At 28.7% G+C, this 21,252-nt stretch carries 16 protein-coding genes; 10 read left to right on the top strand and 6 right to left on the bottom strand.

The window, feature by feature from the left end; all coding sequences use genetic code 11:
* Positions 1-104 precede the first annotated feature (104 nt).
* Positions 105-1,868 carry an arginine--tRNA ligase gene (gene argS / locus J2127_RS00500; RefSeq protein ID WP_209731512.1) on the top strand — a complete coding sequence of 588 codons (1,764 nt, stop codon included), beginning with the start codon at positions 105-107 and terminating at the stop codon, positions 1,866-1,868.
* 175 nt (positions 1,869-2,043) lie between these two features.
* Here the strand turns inward: argS and J2127_RS00505 are convergent, their stop codons facing one another.
* A complete protein-coding gene (locus J2127_RS00505; protein ID WP_245326393.1) occupies positions 2,044-3,522 on the bottom strand; it encodes a B12-binding domain-containing radical SAM protein in 1,479 nt (492 codons plus the stop codon).
* Positions 3,523-4,042: 520 nt separating this feature from the next.
* On the opposite strand from J2127_RS00505, the gene J2127_RS00515 reads away from it, so the two are divergent.
* From J2127_RS00515 to J2127_RS00530, 4 genes are all read left to right on the top strand, one after another.
* Positions 4,043-4,858, top strand: a complete 816-nt coding sequence (locus J2127_RS00515) for a phosphoadenosine phosphosulfate reductase family protein (RefSeq protein ID WP_245326418.1) — start codon at positions 4,043-4,045, stop codon at positions 4,856-4,858.
* 23 nt (positions 4,859-4,881) lie between these two features.
* On the top strand, positions 4,882-5,169 hold the full coding sequence (locus J2127_RS00520) for a KEOPS complex subunit Pcc1 (protein WP_209731514.1): 288 nt from the start codon (positions 4,882-4,884) through the stop codon (positions 5,167-5,169).
* A 107-nt stretch (positions 5,170-5,276) separates the two neighbouring features.
* Positions 5,277-5,849, top strand: coding sequence for a TIGR00267 family protein (locus J2127_RS00525; RefSeq protein WP_209731515.1), 573 nt, complete (start codon positions 5,277-5,279; stop codon positions 5,847-5,849).
* Positions 5,850-5,866: 17 nt separating this feature from the next.
* On the top strand, positions 5,867-6,355 hold the full coding sequence (locus J2127_RS00530; protein ID WP_209731516.1) for a DUF2115 domain-containing protein: 489 nt from the start codon (positions 5,867-5,869) through the stop codon (positions 6,353-6,355).
* 156 nt (positions 6,356-6,511) lie between these two features.
* Here the strand turns inward: J2127_RS00530 and J2127_RS00535 are convergent, their stop codons facing one another.
* The 3 genes from J2127_RS00535 to J2127_RS00545 form a co-directional block, all read right to left on the bottom strand.
* The gene (locus tag J2127_RS00535; RefSeq protein ID WP_209731517.1) at positions 6,512-7,819 is read right to left on the bottom strand and encodes an NCS2 family permease; all 1,308 of its coding nucleotides are present in this window, start codon (positions 7,817-7,819) and stop codon (positions 6,512-6,514) included.
* Positions 7,820-8,057: 238 nt separating this feature from the next.
* Complete coding sequence (locus J2127_RS00540) at positions 8,058-8,798, bottom strand: 4Fe-4S dicluster domain-containing protein (protein WP_209731518.1); 741 nt, start codon at positions 8,796-8,798, stop codon at positions 8,058-8,060.
* Between the two features lie 206 nt (positions 8,799-9,004).
* Entirely contained in the window at positions 9,005-9,454 is a 450-nt protein-coding gene (locus tag J2127_RS00545) for a hypothetical protein (protein WP_209731519.1), read from the bottom strand.
* Between the two features lie 351 nt (positions 9,455-9,805).
* Between J2127_RS00545 and J2127_RS00550 the strand changes: the two genes are divergently transcribed.
* From J2127_RS00550 to cbiQ, 3 genes are all read left to right on the top strand, one after another.
* Positions 9,806-11,893 (top strand): protease inhibitor I42 family protein, encoded by a 2,088-nt coding sequence (locus J2127_RS00550; RefSeq protein ID WP_209731520.1) that lies wholly within the window; start codon positions 9,806-9,808, stop codon positions 11,891-11,893.
* Positions 11,894-12,229: 336 nt separating this feature from the next.
* Positions 12,230-12,991: a precorrin-3B C(17)-methyltransferase gene (gene cobJ, locus J2127_RS00555; RefSeq protein ID WP_209731521.1), complete on the top strand. Its 762-nt coding sequence runs from the start codon at positions 12,230-12,232 to the stop codon at positions 12,989-12,991.
* A 221-nt stretch (positions 12,992-13,212) separates the two neighbouring features.
* Positions 13,213-13,992, top strand: a complete 780-nt coding sequence (gene cbiQ / locus J2127_RS00560) for a cobalt ECF transporter T component CbiQ (RefSeq protein WP_209731522.1) — start codon at positions 13,213-13,215, stop codon at positions 13,990-13,992.
* A 44-nt stretch (positions 13,993-14,036) separates the two neighbouring features.
* Here the strand turns inward: cbiQ and J2127_RS00565 are convergent, their stop codons facing one another.
* Complete coding sequence (locus tag J2127_RS00565; protein WP_209731523.1) at positions 14,037-15,968, bottom strand: replication factor A; 1,932 nt, start codon at positions 15,966-15,968, stop codon at positions 14,037-14,039.
* Positions 15,969-16,675: 707 nt separating this feature from the next.
* Here J2127_RS00565 and J2127_RS00570 point away from each other — a divergent pair.
* Together J2127_RS00570 and tmk are read left to right on the top strand one after the other, a co-directional pair.
* Positions 16,676-19,738, top strand: coding sequence for a HEAT repeat domain-containing protein (locus tag J2127_RS00570; RefSeq protein ID WP_209731524.1), 3,063 nt, complete (start codon positions 16,676-16,678; stop codon positions 19,736-19,738).
* Positions 19,739-19,916: 178 nt separating this feature from the next.
* On the top strand, positions 19,917-20,540 hold the full coding sequence (gene tmk, locus J2127_RS00575; RefSeq protein ID WP_209731525.1) for a dTMP kinase: 624 nt from the start codon (positions 19,917-19,919) through the stop codon (positions 20,538-20,540).
* A 63-nt stretch (positions 20,541-20,603) separates the two neighbouring features.
* Here the strand turns inward: tmk and J2127_RS00580 are convergent, their stop codons facing one another.
* Complete coding sequence (locus J2127_RS00580; RefSeq protein WP_209731526.1) at positions 20,604-21,089, bottom strand: NfeD family protein; 486 nt, start codon at positions 21,087-21,089, stop codon at positions 20,604-20,606.
* Positions 21,090-21,252: the final 163 nt, after the last annotated feature.

Raw genomic sequence — 21,252 nt, forward strand, 5'->3', positions numbered from 1 at the left:
AAACATATAAACTTGTACTCAAAAATTCACGATAAACTAATTTTAATTCATTACAATTTATTAAAATTGATTCTAATAAAAATAATTACTCATTGAGGGAAATTATGTCAAACGAGATTGAAAACAAACTTATAGAAATTTTAAACGAAAAAGTAAAAAATTTAACTGGCGAAGAAATCGAAATAAGATTAGATGAGCCACCTTCCATAAATATGGGCGATTATTCCACAAATATTTGTTTTAGATTGGCTAAACCACTTAGAAAAGCTCCTAAAATGATTGCAGAAGATATCGTAACCCAATTAATTAATGAAAATGACTTAAAAGCTTTAAAAATAGAAAAAATAGAAGCTTTAAACGGATACATAAATTTCTTTGTAGACTACAACGAGTTTTCAAAAGATATATTATCCACCATTGAAGATAAAAAAGAGTCTTTTGGTAAATTAGATAACAAAAATGAAAAAGTTATCCTTGAACACACCTCTGCAAACCCTAACGGTCCTTTCCACATTGGTCACGGTCGAAACATGGTTATAGGAGACAGTTTAAAGAGAATCTTAATAAACGCAGGTTATGAAGTTGAAACTCAGTATTATGTAAATGATATGGGTAGACAAGAAGCTATTGTAGTTTATGGACTTGATAAATTTCAATTAGACGAAAAAAAGAAGCAAGACCACGGAATAGGTGAGGTTTACGTTGAAACTAACAAGTTGTTAAACGAAAATGAAGATTTAAATCAAGAAATCCTTGATTTAATGAGAAACTACGAAAGTGATTGCGAAATCTTCGAAAAAGAAGGTAAAGAATCCGAAATAATGGGCAAATTTGAAAAAGCTGTAAATTATACCCTTGACGGATTTAAAGAAACTTTAGGAAATTTGAACATTTACCACGATAAATTCGTATGGGAAAGTAGTTTTGTTAAAAATGGCGACGTAAAAAGCTTAATAGCTCGTTTAAAAGAAACTGGAAAAGTAGTTAAAGACGAAGTTTACAGATTGGATTTATCAGACTATGGAATCGAGAAAAAAATGGTTCTTGCAAGATTAAACGGTACAAGTTTGTATTCTACAAGAGATATAGCGTATCACATCGCTAAAATGGAAAATTGCGATAAAGCGGTTAACTTACTCGGTGCAGACCACAAATTAACTGCTATTATGGTAAATAAAACATTACACTTATTAGGCTACAATGAAGCAGATATTGTGTTTTATGAGTTTATTTCATTACCGGAAGGTTCTATGAGCACCCGAAGAGGTACATTCATCAGTATGGATGAATTACTCGAAGAAGCAAAAGTTAGAGCTAAAGATGAAATTATTAAAAGAAATGTGGCTACTGATGAAGCTGAAATCGAAGAAATAGCTAATAAAATAGCAGTAGGTGCAGTGCGATACAACATTGTTAGAATTTCACCTGAAAAACCTATGATATTCAGATGGGACGAAGCTCTTGACTTTGAAAAAGTAGGTTGCCCAGTAATACAGTACGCTCATGCTAGATGCTGTAGAATACTTGAAAATGTTTCAGAATTGGGTAATTTAAGTAATTTAAGTAATTTAAATGAGTTAGACGCTGAATTTGACTATGAAATGAATGACAGCGAGAAAGTTCTCGTAAGAATGATATCAAAACTTCCTGAAATCATTGAAAAATCCGCAGAAGTTAGAAAACCTCAAATATTGGCTAATTACGTTCTTGAAGTTGCGCAATCATTTAACAAATTCTACGGAAATTGTCCAATCTTAAAAGAATCAGACAATATTAAAATTCCAAGAATTAAAATTGCTAATGCGACTAAAACAGTGCTTGAAAATTCATTAGACCTCTTAGGTATTGAAGTTCCAGGTAAAATGTAATTTAAAAGGATATTATTGAATTAAAATTGCATACATTCGGCATTTGAAAAAAAGTAATAAAAAAAATAAGTTATTATTTATAATTTATTTACTCTTTTTAATTCCTTAACATTTTACTTTTTTAACTTTTTAATTTATTTTATTTATATTATTTATTTTATATTATTTTAATTTATTATTTTATTTGGATAAAATTCCAAGGCATCTCTTCAGTATCATATTCACAAAGATAAATGTCTTTATCTACGGCTTTTATTAGTTCATTTGGATTTTTTACAGATTTTAAGACTTCCGAAATCTCAAAATCGCCCCTACATAAAATTGTCTGAGCAATCATAGAATTAAAATTCTCATAGTCGACACTGACTTTATACTTTTTAAGCTCTTTTTCAATTGTCTTTATTTTCTTTTTACTATTCAAGTCAAAAGCATGACTTTCAAATGGAGTATGAGGCTTAGGTATCATTGGGTTAATACTTACATCTACTTTACGGACTTTTTCCTTAATTTCCTTTGTTAATGAAATTATTTCGTTAATATCTTCCTGCGTCTCACCTTTAAAACCAACCATATAGTATAATTTTACAGTGTTTATGCCGAACTCTTTTGAAATATCTACTGCATTTAATATATTTTCTTTTGAAACATCTTTGTAAATATTATCCCGCATACGCTGACTTCCAGCTTCAGGGGCAATTGTAAGGGTTTTTAATTCCAATATCCCAAGTAATTCCTCAGTAAGAGTATCTGCCCTAAGAGAAGATGGCGAAATTTTAACATCTTTTTCTTTTATATACTGGCATAATTCCAAAACGTGTTTGTAATCACTCACTGATGGTGCTATAAGTGCTACTTTGTCGGCATCAGTGTGTTTTAAGCCTTCATCTACAATATATTTTAAATCTTCAAGTTTCCTATACCTTGGAGGATAATATATACACTTAGCCATGCAAAATTTACATCTTCTTGGGCAACCCCTCCCTATTTCAAGTAGAAAAGCTTTTCCGTACGCTCCTTCTTCATGTGTAATCTGTTCTATCGGATAATCTTCCAAACCCAATTTTTTAGGATAAATTCTTTTTATACTATTTTCTTTCTTAATTTTCTCGATTACTTTTAATAATTCACTGTAATAAATTTCTTCCCGTGTTTCTTCGTCGTAATTTGAAAGTTCTATGTTTGAAAGTCCCGATGTTTCAAAAATATCTAAGATATCTGATGAAATTAATATGCCCGACTTTTGTTCTTTTGAATAATATTTATCCCTTAAATCATCATCATGTGCCGTTATAATATCATACATTACATCGCTACCTTCAATTTCCCCTATTACAAAATAGTCGAAGAAATTTATGAGCGGTAATGGATTAGCAATTGCACAAGGACCTCCTGCTATAAATTTAGCATTTGGATTGGTTTTTTTTAATTCACTAACCATTTTGATGACATTGAAGTAGTCATTTTCGTATTGAAGTGTTATGATAATTGCGTCGGAATTTTTTATATTACTGTAATTTTCTATGAAATACACTCCAGCGTGGATATTTTTGTATTTACTTAGATTTTCGTTCAAAACGTGTGTGGCAAGGCAAGCTATACCGCCTTTAAATTTATTGGGGTATATTATTCCGACATTATAGTTAAAATTTTGCATATTATCCCTTTTAAGTGAAGTCCAATGTAGTGTTATTTTACCCATTATTTTTTAGGTAATTTTTTATTTTATTTTTTTATTCTTTTATTTTTTTATTCTTTTATTTTTTTATATTTTATTATTCTATTTTATTATTCTATTTTATTATTCTATTTTATTTTCGTTATCGGTTTGTTGCATCTAATTGTATTAATTAGTTTAATTATTTATATAATAATTGCATAGTAAAAATACTGAAAATATATTGAAATATATTAAAGATATTAAAGATATTAAAAAATTATTGAAAAGTATAATACGAATATGATTAACAAGGAATAATAAAATAACTTAAATGATTTATATGGATAACGAAACACAATATAAAAAGGATAAACTAGATGAAATAGGCCGAATAGATAAACTATCTACGGAATTAAAATTTGCCAAAAAAACAAAAGAATTAGAAGAATTTGGGGCAATTCCATATAATAAATATGCAGAATGCGAGCTATGTATTCACAGCAGTGAAACAAGACCTATGTATGAGTATAAAGGTAAAAAATTCTGCATAGAATGTATAAACGCATTAAGATTTCCTCGAAACTTTGAAAAAATGAGTGAGGAATTATTTAATCATTTGAAAGTCCAAAAACAAAAGAATAATAAATATGACTGTATTTTAGGGTTTTCTGGGGGTAAAGATAGCGTAGTAGCACTATATTTATTGGTAAATGATTTAAAATTAAAACCTTTATGTGTAACTGTTGATAATGGATATATGGCCGATGAAGCTATGGAAAATTGCAAAAACATTGCAAAACACTTTAAAGTTGATTGGCTTGTACTAAATAGGGATTATACAACATTTTTTAATAAAATGATAGAAAGGGGAGAATCTCCGTGTAGAATATGCTCCGATATGAATATGCACGAGTTATGGCACTTTGCAAGACAAACTAACATTACTACGATAGTAACAGGTCACGAATTGCCTTTTGGCACTACTGCATTAAGAAATATGAAAAAAGACATAACTTTAGTAAGACTCTTAGTTGGTTATAAGTTATCTGAAAAAGAGAGATACGAGATATTAAACAAATTACCATGGACTAAACCTAATTTGGCGGGATATACTACAAATTGTTTGGTATTGGGATACGCATTACAAGAATTCCATAAAAGACGCCATATTAGTTTTGAATACGATAGGGTTTCTGCAATGATACGCTATGGTTTAATGACAAAAGAAGAAGCACTTTCTTCATTAGAATGTCCAGAAGTCCCAATAGCAGTGCTTAAGGAACTTAAAAATAGAGGATTAAACGTAAAAATGGAAAAAATGGAAAAAGAGTAGTAAAATATAACTAGGATGATTTTATGATAAAGAGTGTAACTTACAAAATGGGCTTTGATTCTTCAAAAATCATAGTAGATAGCTTAAAAGTTGATGATGTTAACGCAGGATTGGTAATAAAAACTAATTTTGAGGAATTTGAAACTAATAAAAATAATAAAAATAATAAAAATACTGGTAAATTGGTATTTTCTGTTGAAACTAACTCCATGGGTTCTTTAAAAAATATAATTGACGATTTTTTTGTAAACTTTGAAATGGCAGAAAAAATTCAGGAAATTCAAGAGAACAATGATAAAATTAAAAAATAGGGATAAGAATAATTATATTAAAATAAGTCTAACTTCTAATTATTAATTATCACTTATTATTAATATGAAATTAAAAAAACTAACAAGTATAATTGAGCGGATTTAATATGAAATTTAATTTTGAATCAATCAAAATATTTTTAAAAACATTTATTGAGGAATTTGATAAAAGATATGTCGTAAGGGGACTTATAGACGGCTCCTTATCCACGTTGGGTGTAGTAATCGGTGCAAGCACAGGTTCTGCTTCAATTATAATAGCTGCAGGTATTGGTGGAGGTATTGCAAACGGTATTTCAAATATATTGGGTGCATTAACTGCAGAAAGGGCAATGATAGAAGAAGAAAGAAGTTATAAAGAAAAAAATTTACTAATGGAAGAAGGTTACTTAAAAAAGACTAGCGAATATAAAGTTAAATTAGAAAAAAGTGCTTATTGCGGTATTTATGATGGTATAAGTACGATAATAGGCTCCGTAATTCCTGTAGTTCCATTCTTTATAGCCCCTCCTGCTGAAGCGATAATTTTGGCAATTATATTAACCTTGATAATATTATTCATATTGGGAATTTACATAGGCAGACTTTCGCGTGAAAACCTTATGGTAGCAGGTTTAAAAATGGTAGCAGGTGGTGTTATCGTTGCCATTATTTCAAAAATTGTAGAAGGTTCCTTTTAAGGCAATAAGGTGAAATTTTGGATATTAAAATACTATTAGAGGATTTGAAAGATAAAAGTTTTGAGGTAAGCATTTATGACTTTATAAATGCTAAAATAGAGCTTGAAAAAGAACTCAAATACTTGCCTGAAGAATATAGGCAATGTTATATCGATGATTTCTTTACATACTTCCCAAAAATAATTAAAGAGATTAAGGCTCTGAATTTAGAAAAGTTAGAAACTTTTGAAATACAAGAAGAAGACTTGGAAAGATTAATAGATAGACTAGAAGTTTTATCGAGTAAAAAAAATAAATCTTACAAGATATTTAGAATTGTGATACCATATTTAGTTTTCTTTGCTAAAAAACCTCTTCACGCATTAACAACTAGATTTCCCGGTAAAAAATCAATAGTATCTAAAAACGGAGTCTACTACTGCCCTATAAAAGAAGCGCAAAATAATGACTTATCAATATGTGAATTTTGCATATGTAAAGATATTAAAGAATTGGAAAAAAGTTAAAAAGAGTAAATAAATTAAATAATAACTTATTTTTTTATTCTTATTACTAATTTATTTATTGTTATTTTATTAATGTTATTATTTTATTTTCCATTTATTTATTTTATTATTTTTAAGATTATATTATTTTCAATATTGTTTATAGTTTATTTTCTATTATTGTCCGTATATTGCAAATTTAATGATGAATAATAATGCCAATATATAAACTAATGGGTGTACTTCCCTGTATCTTCCAGAAAATACTTTTATTATAGGGTATGATATGAAACCTAATGCAAGACCGTTTGCAATACTGTAAGTGAATGGAATACCTACGATTGTAATAAATGCAGGTAATGCTTCGGTTATATCTTCTAAATCTATGCTTTTAATTGCCAATATCATTAAAGAACCAACAAATATCAAAGCTGGTGCTGTAGCGTATGCAGGGATTGATGAAACTAATGGGAAGAAGAATGTTGACAATAAGAATAATAAAGCAACTATAACTGCGGTAAATCCTGTTCTACCACCTACTCCAATACCTGAAGCTGATTCCACGTAGGAAGTAACTGTTGAAGTACCTAACATAGCACCTAAAACAGTACCTAATGAATCTGCCATTAAAGCTCTGTCTACTCTTGGTAATTTACCTTCTTTATCCAAATAACCAGCTTGTGAGCTTAATGCGTTTAAAGTACCAATTGTATCGAATAAATCCACAAATAAGAATGCAAAGATAATTGAAACAAAGCCCATGTTTAAAGCGCCTAATATGTCCATTTGTAAAAATGTAGGTATCATGGATGGAGGCATTGAAACAATTCCTGAAGGGTATGGCGATACACCCAATAACATTCCTAAAAAGGCAGTTATCAAAATACCGAATAAAATTGCCCCTTTAATTCTTTTTGCGGTTAATATACCAATAGATACCAAACCCAATAGCGCTAGAATAACACTTGGACTTTTAATATTTCCTAAACCCACTAACGTAGCTGGATCATCTACGATGATTCCTGCGCCAGTTAGTCCGATAACAGTAATAAAAAGACCGATACCTACTGCAGTACCATACTTTAAAGAATTTGGTATGGCGTTAAAAATCCAAGACCTAACTTTTGCCAACGTAAGAAGAATAAAAACAAAACCAGAAATAAAAACAGCGCCTAATGCAACTTGCCAATCAACGCCCATTCCTAAACATACGGAATAAGTAAAATAAGGTACTAAACCAACACCCGGAGCTAAAGCAAACGGATATTTTGCCACAACACCCATAGCAAGTGTTGAGATTGCTGCTGCGATACATGTAGCAACCAATACTGCACCATAATCCATACCTGTTAAACTCAACATTCCTGGACATACTGCGATAATGTAACCCATTGTCATAAATGTGGTTAAACCAGCCATGATTTCAGTTTTATAGTTAGTATCGTACTTCTCAAATTCAAAATAATTCGCAATGCTTTTTAACATACGTTATTTCCTCCTTTAGATATTTTTTGTTCAATGTAAATACATATTAAAGTTTATAAGTAATATAATATAAATATTACGAAGATAAATTTAAATATATTATTTTATTAATTTTAATAAATCACGGATAAAATAATAAAATAATAAAATAATAATAATAAAATAGTAATAAAATAGAGTAAAATTTAAAAAGTAAATGAATATAATTATAAATTAATGTATTTAGATTGTATTAAAATTATTCCTTAATACTGCCGTTTATGGCAATGACTATTTTATTTATTTCAACGTCTAGACCTTTTAAAGCATTTTTAACAAGCGAATACATCGCACTGCAACAAGGTACTTCCATGATTGCCACAGTCACTTTTTTAATATTATTCTTTTCGACCATTGCCCTTATTTTTCTTTCATAATCATCTATTTCATCCAATTTAGGGCATCCTATAGCCAGTATCTTTCCATCTAACAATTTATTATGGAAATCTGCATATGCAAATGGTACACAATCCGCTGCTATCAAAAGATGTGCATCTTTCAAATACGGTGCATTTTCAGACAATAAATGTAATTGAACTGGCCAATTTGCTAATTTTGGCTCTATGTTACATTCGCAAGAACTTCCGGCTTCTGTTTTATCAGTTCTTCTATGACTTAAAGATTCTGCTCTTTTTGTTCTGTCTAAGCTCATAGGTGCCGAACTTGGGCAAGAACATCCTTTTCCATGACCATGACCCCCTTCTGATGTTGCATGCTCACAAGCATTTGTTCCATCACCACATATTATGGTTAAAGCATCTACGGGACATACATCTAAACAGTTTCCTAAACCGTCGCAGTTGACTTTTTTATCTTGGTCTACTTTTACTTTCCCAGTTTCCTCATCTGGTATCAATATACTTTCTTCGCAAATATTTACGCACAATCCGCATTCTTTATATCCTAAGCATTTATCTTGATCCACTATTATTTCAATCAAAGTACCACCTCAGAAATCAGTTATTGGATTATTAATTCACATATCTTAATATTAAAATAGAGGTTTAATACAATTTTGGTTATTAAAATAATGTATTTTAAAAATGGTATATTTCGATATTCTGAAAATAGCTAAAAAAATAAATAATAACATGATTTGAAATAAGTTAATATAATTTAAAAATTTAAAATTAAACGAAAAAACTTTTAGCTTCTAGAATTTAATTTTAAATCTTGCATATAATTATAGAATGAATATTCTGGCGATACTAAATACCAAGCCTTTTCGCTATCTTCATTATATAATATTGCCATGAATTCTAAGGTTTCATTATCTATACTATGTCTAAACATTATGAAAGGTTTCTTTTCTTCTTGTATTATATGTCTAAAATCTTTTAAAAGTCCGTATAATTTACTAAAATATGATGTATCCTCACAATTTGCACATAATTTTGCATAACTATTATTTGAAAGATATACGGGTAATATGACGCCCCTTCTTTTTGCATATTTTGAGACGTCTACAATTCCTTTGGATAACATTTGATTTCTCAAAGCGGTTTCCTCATCTAAATCCTCAGTAGCATATTGGGAATTAGATACGTCCAAATCACTTTCGACGCTAACTTTATCTTTTTTGATACTTTTACTCATATTCCCCCCAGAATATTGGTTCAAATTGAAAATTGAACAAAGTATATTTGACATAATTTTACAAAATCAAAACTTTAGTTAAATTTAGTTAAATATTCCGAATTAATATTATTTAATTGATTAATTGATTAACTAATTAATTGTTTGATTATTTGCAAATATAATTATATATTATGGATATTTTTGAATTGTAAAATTAGTATATCTTTATATGGGTCTAATTATTTTTATTACTTGTCATTTTTTTAACGGATGTTATTAAAATTTTTAATAGTTCAAATGTTGAATTAAATAAAAGATAGATACATAAATGGAAAAAAATAAAATTATATATTGTAAGGAGGGGAAATAATGAATCTAAAAATTTATCATATAATAGGATTATTGCTATTACTAGCAAGTTCGGGAATTGTTTTTGCCGAAAATTCAAATTATAATCTTGGAAATAAAGATTTGAGTACGGTAAAAAAGGAATTGGGCGAATACCATATGTGGGGGCCTATGATGAATCAAGGTCAATATTGTAATTGTCTAGAGTATGATTATTCAAATATGAATGAACTTTGTCCTTATGATGGAAATATATCACAATATGGCAATATGAAAATGATACGTCAGGAATTAGCAAAAGATGAAGTTTACATAGTAAGATTACCTGAAAATCCATCTACGGGCTATCAATGGCATTATTCAACCGATACAAATGAGGCAGGCTTTATAACTGATAAGGGTTATCATATGTATCAAAAATCTGAAGAAGGATTGGTAGGTAGTGGAGGATATCATGAATATTACATTAAAAGTCAAGTTCCTTCGGAGCCTTATGCAATGTTTTACAAAGCTAGAATGGGTCAAGAAGGAATTGAAGAACCAGTTGAAATGATAGGATATCATTTTACCATTTTAGATGAAGATAGACCTATTTTAAAAGAAATAGGAGTTTCAGAAGTAATAAATCCAAGTTTTATGTCTAAAAGTGGTATGGGTTATAAATGGGTTGCAGAGATAGAAGGGGATGCGGTAAATATAGAATATGTTGAATACGACGATAATCAAGGTTATAATTTAGGTCCCGTAAATACCTGGTATATAAAAGGTGCTAAACCAGGCTTATCAAAAGTTAGATTTACATACTGGGATGAAAGCAATTCAAAGGCTTTAATGACAAGGGAATACATAATTTCAGTGAATGAAACTGTAAATCGATACATACCACAAGGATATACGCAATACGTTATGTTGAACGAAAATCCATCAACGGGATTTTTTTGGAAATATAACTATAATTATCAAAATTGCACAGGATTACAAAATTATTCACAATATCGGAAAGGCTTAATGATAGACGGAAAGGGATTTATGACCTATAATAGGGACCCTATGATAGTAGGTCCAAGTCCAGGTATGGAAATTTGGGAATTAAGTGGTACCATGCCTTGTTACGTTGATGCACAATTTAAATTATATGCTCCAAGTGGGGATGTTGTTCAATGTAATGATTATGGATGTTTGATAATTCCAGATTCCGAATACGTTGAGAAAATGGTTAAATTGGGCGATGTGGTAGAAATATCACTCAATGAAAATCCTACGACAGGTTATGAATGGCAATATGTTAAAGATAACAAATTAGAATTGCTAAGTGAAGAATATATTCCAAATAAAAATATATTGGGAGTTGTAGGGCAGGGTGGAAGCCATGTCTGGAAATTTAAAGCTGTAAGGGAAGGAATTTCTACACTTAAATTTATGAATGGTAGATCTTTTGAAAATACGTCTGTTAGAAATGTATTCTACGAAATAAAAATAATTGGGGAAAGTTATGACGTAGAACTTGAATCAGAGGGTTCAAATACGGTTAACATGATTGTACCAAAAGATAAAACATTTGATATAAAATTATACGATGGAGATAGAGATAAAACCTGGAAGTTAAATCCTTACTACATGGGTGTAAGGGTAGTAGATGAAGATTACATACCTGATACAACGTCTGCAAATGGAATAATACCGATAGAGGATAAAGGATACAATACATGGATTTTGAAAGCAACTAGGTCGGAAGATGTGCCTATAGTCTTCGAATATACAAATGCAAGTGGTTACGTATTCAAAACTATGGTTTATAACTTAACGATTATGCCAAGCTATACCACGTCATACAAGGGGATTATAGTAGGTCAGGACTTCATTTTGGAATTGCCTGAAAATCCAACTACGGGCTATACTTGGTACTACTTTATCGATGATGAAAACGTCGTTAGAGTAACTGAAGAAAAATATGTTCCAAATGACATCCAACTTATAGGTAGCGGAGGAACCAAATTCTGGATATTTGAAGGGGTAGGAAGAGGTTCTACGACAATTAAATTTGAATATAAAAGAAGTTGGGGGGAAGAACCAATTTTAGAATATTTATTGACGGTTTACGTTAATTAAATAAAAAATAAAAATAAAATAAAAATAAAATAATAATAAAATAATAATAAAGTAATACTAAAAAATAATAATAAAAAATAAAAAATAAAGTAATACTAAGAATAAATGCTAAATTCTTACATTCATACTCTTTTTTTCATTTTTTCATTTTATTGAATTACGATATATAATTTTATGTATAATTTTTTATATGCACTTTATTATTGGGAAGAGTAATAATAAAATAATATATAGTAGGAAAAGATACTAGTTTAAAAATAGTAAATTAGTAAATTAATAAATTAGTAAATTGAAAATAACCTAAAATAATTTATATTTTATAATTATGGTGTAAATATGTTATATGTTATAGGAACAGGTCCGGGAAACAATCAATATATCACAAAAGAAGCTGATGAAGTATTAAAAAGCGTAGATTCGATAGTATGTTATTTAGGCTATAAAGAATTTGTAGAATCGTACGATAAACCCATACACAGTACAGGTATGACTAGAGAAATAGATAGAGTCAAATTTGCATTGGAAAAATCCAAAAGTGAAAATGTAGCTCTTGTTTCGAGTGGTGATGCTACCATATACGGTATGGCATCATTAGCTTATGAGTTAAACAAAGAATATGACTACGGCGTAGAAATTAAAACAGTTGCGGGGTTATCTTCTGCAAATATGTGTTCTTCAATTTTAGGAGCTCCTTTAAACCACGATTTTGTTACCATTAGCTTAAGTGACTTATTAACTCCTTTTGAAATCATTATGAAAAGAATTCTTTGTGCTTTAGAAGGAGACTTTGTTATTTCGCTATACAACCCACTTAGTACGAAACGTAAAGATCCATTTTTACAAACTATGGACTTTGTAAAGTCATACTCTCAAGACAGAGACGTTAACTATATTATTGGTATTGTAAAAAATGCAGGTCGAGATACCGAAGAATTTAGAATAACCACCATTAATGAACTAATGGATAATTTAGAAGAGTATATGGAATATATCGATATGAAAACTACTCTTATTATCGGAAATACCAACACAAAAGTAATCGATGGAAAAATGATAACTCCTAGAGGTTACTTTAAAAAATATATTGATAATGAATAAGTAGATGACCTAATAATATAATATATAATATTACATTATTATATTAACACCATTTTAACTTATTTTGATAATTATTCGCTTTTTTAAGTTAATTTTATTAAATTAAAGATTATTTTAAAATAATATAAGTATATAAATGATAAAAATATAGTAGATAATACTTTTAAAAAAATAGTATTATTAAATATAATACCAATAATAAATGGATTTATGGTGAAAAAATGCACGGGGACATATATTTAATTGAATTGGAATCTATGAAAAATAGCCCGATACATAATATAGACCCTCGCGTAAAATTAATATCCATACTTTTTATAATACTTTGCAGTTCCTTATTCAATAATTTAACCATGATGGCCTTTTTTGAGGTTTATTTAATCATAAGTCTTTTATTATCAAATTTATCTTTGAAAATGACGATTTTAAGAATATTAATGATATTACCATTTGGAATTTTCATAGTATTATTTCAACCGTTTATTCGTGGTGAAACGGTCATATATTCATTATTTGGAATTCCCGTATTTTTAGAGGGGCTAAATTTTGGAATATTACTATTTGCGAAGTTTTTTGTTAGTATTACATGTATTGTGCTACTTTCATCAACCACACCTACATTTAAAGTAGTAGAAGCACTTAAAAAGCTTGGATTACCTGCTTTTATGTCCATGTTACTTGGTTTGATGATTAGATATCTTTATTTGATTTTTGAAAATATGCAAAAATTAATCTTATCCCACAAATCTCGTGGTCAGAACCATAAAAAAGTAAGCTATAAACTGCAATTAAAAAATATAGGAAATTTAATCGGTACATTATTTGTAAAGTCATATGAACAGGGTGAAAGAACTTATTTCGCCATGCTTTCTAGGGGCTATTGCGAAAATTCAAATATTTGCGATTTAAACTATAAACTAAGCATTTATGATATTATTTATATGATACCAATAATTTTAATACCGATTTTAGTATTATTTTATAATATAACTTTATTTTAAAAATATTGCATGTAAAAAAAGTAAAAATAAGAATTAAAATTTACTTAAAATTCTTTATTTATATCAAATTCTTGAATACCTCTGATATTCAATTCTAAATCCTCATTTCTCATGGTTACGTTACCATAGAATATATATTCATTACCGATTGCTAAATCTAAGGCTTCTATATTCTTTTCTTTTAACTCATCAATTGAAAGTCCAGTTAATTTTGAAATGTTTGCTTCATAAATTCTACCGTTTATGGTTCCGGTTCCGTCATCTAAAACTACGGTAGCTGTTAAAACTTCATTAGGCGTAACTTCCCCACAAGCTTCGCAAATACCGATTCCTGAGTTGCTATCTACCATTGATAACCTTTTCTTACAGTTTGGACATAAATTCAATATTAAATCTTGTTTTCTGTAATCCACAACGGTTGCCTGTAATTCAACTTTTGATTCTTCGTTGATGTCTACAATATGTGTCCTAACTGAAACTAAGTTTAAATCTTTTGGATTTATTTCAATGTTTGTGTATCTATTGGTATTTATATCATAATAACCGTTATTTTCCTTTATTTTAGCGTGCAATATTTTTAAAGTGTCCCCTTCGGTTATTTCAAGGTTTGTATTGTCATCCCACAAAGTCATTCTAACAGTATTGTCTCCGTCACTTAATTCAACGGATTTTACCATTCCTTTTGAACCATCATATCTATTAAATTCTTTTGTTGGGTAAGATGAGTAGACTTTAGCACCAAATGAAATATCATCTGCATCTAATTCATTATTATTAAATTTCTCAATTAAATCAGTTACCGAATTTAATTTAATTTCCACTTTAGATTTTTCTAACAATTCAATAGTTGAAGTAAATGTAAATGTTAAATCAACAACTTCTGAATCAGTCATTCTGTTGATGTACTTTTTAGTTTTGCAGTTTGTAAGGCTAATTTCATCGCCTTCATCTAAATCATCCAATTTAGTTATGTTGTTACCCCAGAATACCACTCTAACGCTACCAGTTCCGTCAGAAACTTTGATTTCTTGGACTTTTGCAACTCTATCGGGGAATTCAACTTCTCTTACAATGCTTTTGTTTAATATTTTACCTTTTACGGAAACTAATTCTTTATCGTAATGTGTTAAATCTTCAATTGAGATGTAATTATCGACTTTTTTAGCTTGTGCAGGGTCTGTTTTTTCAGTTACTTCAATTGTATTAATTGAAATTTCTAACCCCGAGTATCCTTGTTTAACAAAACCGTCAATCTTAACTTTGTCGGAAGTATTAATATCCATGTTTGCTAACTCGTTCCACAATGTAGCTCTTATTGTTCCAGTTTCATCTTCCAATATCAAAGATTTTAAACAACCAGTTGAACCATCTTTTTTGTTAAATTCTTTTAATGGGTATGCTAATTTAACTGTTGCTTCAATGCTTGCAGGTAAATTCTCCACGAGCTCTGAGATATTGTAGTTTTCTTTTATTTTAGGATATTTTGATTCATCGTATTCGTCCAATCTTTCAATAGATAATTCTGAACCACTGTTTAATTCCATTTTATTATTCCAATTTCTTGCAAAGGCGTTTTCAATTTTTATAACATTTCCTTTTTTCAAATCTGCGACTAAATCTGCTTTATCATTCCATAAAGTTAATCTTATAGCCCCTGAGTTATCTGCAATCCTTAAAGATGCTAATTTACCTGTTGAACCGTCTTTTTTAGTAAATTCTTTGATACTTGAAATTTCGACTATTCTTCCAGTAACTTCCACATCTCTTTGACCTTCCAATATATCGGAGATGGTATAATCGAAATCTTCGTCATCTTCGTAAGGAATTTCGATATTTAACTCCTGAGCAACTAACATCAAAGCCCCTTTTTCATCAATTAAACCCGAAGCTTCATCTATTTTTTGAGATATTTTAGAATCCATTTCTTCCTGGGACATTTTTTGTAAAATACTATTTTTTAATTTGTCGATATTCATAAATTACACCAGTTATTTTAAATTACTAATTTTTAATCGTTAAATTTAGTCTTATTCCTATTGCCTATGTATTTGCTGATTTATTGATTTTATTGATTTTATTGATTTTTTTAATTTAGAAATTTTGAGTTATAATTTTTGAGTTACAATATAACCTACTATAATATAATCTAATACAATTTGATATAATAACAGTACTCAAATTAGTAGACTTGTTAAATTTATAATTATTAAATATATTTATTACTTATTATATGGTTCTCAATTTTAAATATTTTTAATAGTGTTTGAAATATGTATCTAAAGTTTATGTATTTTTGTATTTAATTTAAGATATGTAGCTACCTACTTTAAGTATGTAACATATATATAGAATAAAATTATAAGTAATATCTAGTTTATTAAAGAATTTAGGATACGCCTACAAAATATTATTTTGTCAAATATACTGTTCACTATCGAACATAATACATAGAATTATATAACACAATTTAGAATATAATTAATATTGTGCTAATTATTTTCGTCATATAAATTAATTTGAATTTTAACTATCTATTATCTATATTTATTATCTCGAATAATACTTAACCCCATGGTTATTTAGGAGTGTACAAAAATAGAATACATACCAAATATGGATACCAAACTTAATTAAAAAAGGATTAGGAGATTCAAATTTCACCAACGAGTAACTGAGGGATTTTATGAATGAAAATTTAACCAAAGTGCTAAATAATTTAAAAAAAGATAGTTGGTACTCTAAATTAAACTCTATAAACACGCTTGGGGGCTTAATCTTCCAAAATCATTATGATGCTAAAATATCATTATTAAGCTTGATTATGGAATTAACGTCCTCAAAAGCCGTTGTTCAAACAAGAGCCCTATGGGCCATCAATAATATATTAAAACAATACCCTGAACTATCATATTTAGCATTTCCATATATTTTGAAAATGGCAGATAGTAAAGTAGTTGCTACAAAAAATATTGCAAGAGATATGTTAACAAAACCTGGTATGAGATATACAAAAGATAGGTATAATACAATATTATCAAAAGAATTGTACTCTTCTGACGTATTAGTAAGGATGAATGCAGTTACAAAAGTTTGGAAAATATTCCCTACGGATCCTAACTTATTATGTACCCTTATTCCGTCACTGTTCAATGACAACATTTCATACTCAAGGGACGACAGATTTATGCAAGGATTAGTATCTTTACTAGTATTACAAAGTCAAAATAAAGAAGTTATCGACCAATTTTCGGATTATATTGGTATAATAAATTTATACAAAAACTTCATTAGGGAATTTAATAGAAATGAAGTAATTTATTTATTGAATAGTAATGATTCAAAAGATGTTGTAATAGGACTTACACTAATAAATGCAAATCCTGAAAAGGTTAATTCAGAGATAATTGATAAATTATTAGAATTATCTAGAAATAATAGATGCGAAATATTTTTAAAATATAAAGCAATTATGGCGTTATCCGTAATTGCAAATAAATGTAATCCAGTCCGTGAAAAAATAATAAATATACTTAAAAGGTCATTGATCGAAGAACCTAATGATTTATACACTTATTTAACACTTACATGTCTTAAATATCTTGGAGAAAAGATAGAGACTGAAAAATATATTAAAAGTCAGAATGAATTAGTTAGAGCAATTGCAGCTCAAACAGCTACGGTGAATAACTTAAGTTTATTAAACTTATATGACGAATCAAGTATAATCAACTGTATGTCAATAATGCACAGATTGACCAAAAAGGACGTACCTGAAGAAATACAGAAAAAATACATAAATCAACTTTACGACCCTTGGAGTTACATTAACGTTAAGAGAAAATATAGTTACATGAACCCCAAAGATGTAGAAAAAACACTTAATAAAAACCTTAACACCTGGAAAAGTGAAGATTGGGTTTCAAAAGTAATTACGATGATTGATTTAGGTTGTAAGCTACATAACGACCCTAAACAATATTCCGAAGAATCCATACAATTGTTAAAAGATAGTATAAACGATAGTTTTGGTATTGTTAGGACAGAAGCTATTTGGGTACTTAGAGTTGCGTTAGAGTGCTTTGAAGACCCATTTGATATATTGGAAGAAGTAAACGACTACATTCAACCTGAAGTAGTGATTAACGATAATAATTTACTAGTTAGATTAAATTTCATATTATTATTGAAAAAATTCAATGAAATACTTTCAAAATACGAAGGTTGTGAAGATAGGAAAGAAGCTATTACTTCAATATTGATAGATAGGGCATTGAATGATGGTGCTTCAATCGTTTCTAAAACTTCAGAATATATTTTAAAATATGAATACGGTATTGAAATAGATAAAGAAGAAATAAATATCGATTATATCATAAAATGTATGGAAACATACCCTTACTCTGCTACTTCATTGGTTAGATACTACTTAAAAAATAAAGTAAGCGACCAAGGTAATGAAAATAAAGCGGAAAATGAAGATGAAACTGAAATCGACATTAAAAATAAAAATGAATCAATTATAGATGAAAGTAAAAATGATGAAGAAGATGTTTTACACAATTATACTATCGAATTTTTACAGGAAATCTTTAAAAATAAAAAAGATTGTTTCGAAATAATAAATATATTCCATATTTTGGATTTATTAGATTTGGACGATGAAAAAACTTTAGAATATGCAAGAAATATGGTTGAATTATCATCAACTAAATTCTTAGAAACTAAATCAAAAATTATTAAAAAATTATTAAATGATATAAATTGGACTACCCGTAAAAAAGGTTTACTTTACATATCCCAATTACTAAAGATAAATGATGATTATGGAAATTTATTCAACGATGAATTAGTAAATATAGCATTATTTGACGATATTGTTGAACTTAGAAGTAAAGCATCCAAATTATTAAATAAAACTGGTCATGGAAGCCCTAAAATTGACAAAAGATATGCAATCGCATACTTATTTAAATCTACGAGTATGATTATAAACGGTTTGAAATTTGAAAATATAAGAGCCGTAGAAGGACTTTATACGTTATACTTAAGATGTGATACCGTCAAAAACATGGAAGACATCTTGATGATAGTATCGAAATATAGACATAGTAATAAGTGGTATGAACGGGTATACGCGTATAAAATCATTGAAAAACTCGTATCAGAATCTAAAATTGAAGAATACTACTACGAAATAATTTCCTGGTGTACTGAAGATATGGAAGACCCTGTTCCAGTAATTGCAAATAGTTGTAAATCAATTCTAAGAATTGTGGATCACTTTGAATATTACGCTCAGGAAGATGAAGAAGATTCATTTAAGGAAAGAATAAAAAGATTAGAATATTATTTAATGGATAGTGACTGGAACGTTAGGGTAGAAGCCCTTAATTCGTTGCGTGAATTTATATCCGAAGGTCATTATTCGTATATTGAAGACGTAATCGGTAGGTTACAAGACCCACATTGGCGTGTTAAAACCACTGCTTTAGGTATACTTTCAGACTTAGACTATGAATTGGTTGTTATTGCACTTCCAGAAATCATTAACTTGTTGAATGACCAAAGTGAGACCGTTGTATTAAAAACTTTGATAACCCTTAAAAAGTTAGCAAATAAAGAACCAAGAATACTCCCTAAAATTATGAGCAGTGTAGAAGGTATTGAATCATATTCGACTTGGAGTATCAAAGAAGAGATTACCAAATTAAAAATAATGAATTACAACTATTTAAAAAGAAATTAGATATTGAATAATTGCGTATTATTTATATATCTATTTCACATATCTATTTTTAAATTTATTATTAAAGTTTATTATTAAAATTTATTATTAAAAATGTATTGAATGTATTAAAACTATCTTATGAGTATAATATAAATTTATAATTAAATTGCAGTATTTATGTTATTTTGGTGTTTAAATGGATAATAAAAATATTAAAAATAGTAAATCAAAAAAATTCATCGTTTTTGAAGGTATTGATGGTAGTGGAAAATCTACGCAAGCCAAAATGCTTGCAGACCGAATAAATGCGATATTAGATTACGAACCTACAAACTCCGAAGTTGGAAAATTAATAAGAAAAGGTCTTTCAGAAGGTTGTTTTGAAAAGGAAACCCTCGCATTACTTTTTGCAGGCGATAGGGTCGAACATTGCAAGGAACTTGAAAAAAGACTTGAAAAAAATCACATCATATGCGATAGATATGTTTATTCGTCTATGGTGTATCAAAATACACAGGGTATCGATATGAAATATATATGCGATATCAATAAGTATGCAAGAGTGCCTGATATCGTAGTATTGTTGGACTTAAACCCCGAATTATCAATGCTAAGGGTAAATGATAGAACCGGAAACAATGAGATATTTGAAAAAATAGAATTTCAAAAAATAATTCGTGAAAAATACATTGAGATATTTGAAAAACCGGAATTTGAAAAAAATATGTTTATGCCATCTATTTACATAAAAATAGATGCAAATAAAAGTATTTCAGAATTACATAATGAAATATATAATTTAATTAAAGAATACTTGTAAAATATTCCTAAATGTGTATTACTTTAATTATTTATCATTTTAATTTTTTAATTATATAGGTATTTAATTATTTTCTTCGTCTTTCTTTTCTGCTTTTTCAACTTTTTCAACTTTTTCAACTTCTTGGCCTACAGAGGGTTCCACTATCAAAGAAACACCTTCTATTTTCGTTACTATTACTTTGATTCCTGCTTTTAACTCTGACCTATCCTGAGTTTTTGCCTGCCATTTTTCATTGTTTACAATTACATAACCTGGCTTGTTTTCATCAATATTTTCGACCAAATCGCCTTCTAACCCAATTAAACGTTCTGCACCTATTTTTATATTCATTCCAGACTTGTAAACAAACCTGTACATTATATACACCGTCAATAACCCTGCTACAACTGCTAAAGGTAAGGCATAAGCTGGAGCAACTGCTAAAAGTAGCCCATATATAATTAAGGCGATTCCTGCTGCAGGGAAATATAATCCTGGCGTAAAAGCCTCCATTAATATGATTAATAAACCAATGAATATCAAAATATAACCCAAATCGCTTTGCATAGGATTCCTCCCTTAAATCTCTTTAATAATACTAATATGTCATTCCTACTATTAATAAACATGCAATTGATGTATTATTAGGACTATTGAATTATTAATATAAAATAATTGATAAAATAAGCTTAAAAATATAAAAAAATAAAAAATATAAAATAAAAAATAT

The sequence above is a fragment of the Methanococcus voltae genome (assembly GCF_017875395.1).
Taxonomy (GTDB): domain Archaea; phylum AGJL01; class Methanococci; order Methanococcales; family Methanococcaceae; genus Methanococcus; species Methanococcus voltae_C.

Excerpts from the sequence above, each read along its gene's own strand:
- J2127_RS00505 (WP_245326393.1), bottom strand. The coding sequence starts at position 3,522 with ATGCAAAATTTTAACTATAATGTCGGAATAATATACCCCAATAAATTT.
- J2127_RS00525 (WP_209731515.1), top strand. The coding sequence starts at position 5,277 with ATGAAATTTAATTTTGAATCAATCAAAATATTTTTAAAAACATTTATT.
- J2127_RS00580 (WP_209731526.1), bottom strand. The coding sequence starts at position 21,089 with ATGCAAAGCGATTTGGGTTATATTTTGATATTCATTGGTTTATTAATC.
- J2127_RS00565 (WP_209731523.1), bottom strand. The coding sequence starts at position 15,968 with ATGAATATCGACAAATTAAAAAATAGTATTTTACAAAAAATGTCCCAG.
- J2127_RS00550 (WP_209731520.1), top strand. The coding sequence starts at position 9,806 with ATGAATCTAAAAATTTATCATATAATAGGATTATTGCTATTACTAGCA.
- J2127_RS00545 (WP_209731519.1), bottom strand. The coding sequence starts at position 9,454 with ATGAGTAAAAGTATCAAAAAAGATAAAGTTAGCGTCGAAAGTGATTTG.
- J2127_RS00570 (WP_209731524.1), top strand. The coding sequence starts at position 16,676 with ATGAATGAAAATTTAACCAAAGTGCTAAATAATTTAAAAAAAGATAGT.
- J2127_RS00515 (WP_245326418.1), top strand. The coding sequence starts at position 4,043 with ATGTATGAGTATAAAGGTAAAAAATTCTGCATAGAATGTATAAACGCA.
- J2127_RS00520 (WP_209731514.1), top strand. The coding sequence starts at position 4,882 with ATGATAAAGAGTGTAACTTACAAAATGGGCTTTGATTCTTCAAAAATC.
- cbiQ (WP_209731522.1), top strand. The coding sequence starts at position 13,213 with ATGCACGGGGACATATATTTAATTGAATTGGAATCTATGAAAAATAGC.
- J2127_RS00535 (WP_209731517.1), bottom strand. The coding sequence starts at position 7,819 with ATGTTAAAAAGCATTGCGAATTATTTTGAATTTGAGAAGTACGATACT.
- argS (WP_209731512.1), top strand. The coding sequence starts at position 105 with ATGTCAAACGAGATTGAAAACAAACTTATAGAAATTTTAAACGAAAAA.
- cobJ (WP_209731521.1), top strand. The coding sequence starts at position 12,230 with ATGTTATATGTTATAGGAACAGGTCCGGGAAACAATCAATATATCACA.
- tmk (WP_209731525.1), top strand. The coding sequence starts at position 19,917 with ATGGATAATAAAAATATTAAAAATAGTAAATCAAAAAAATTCATCGTT.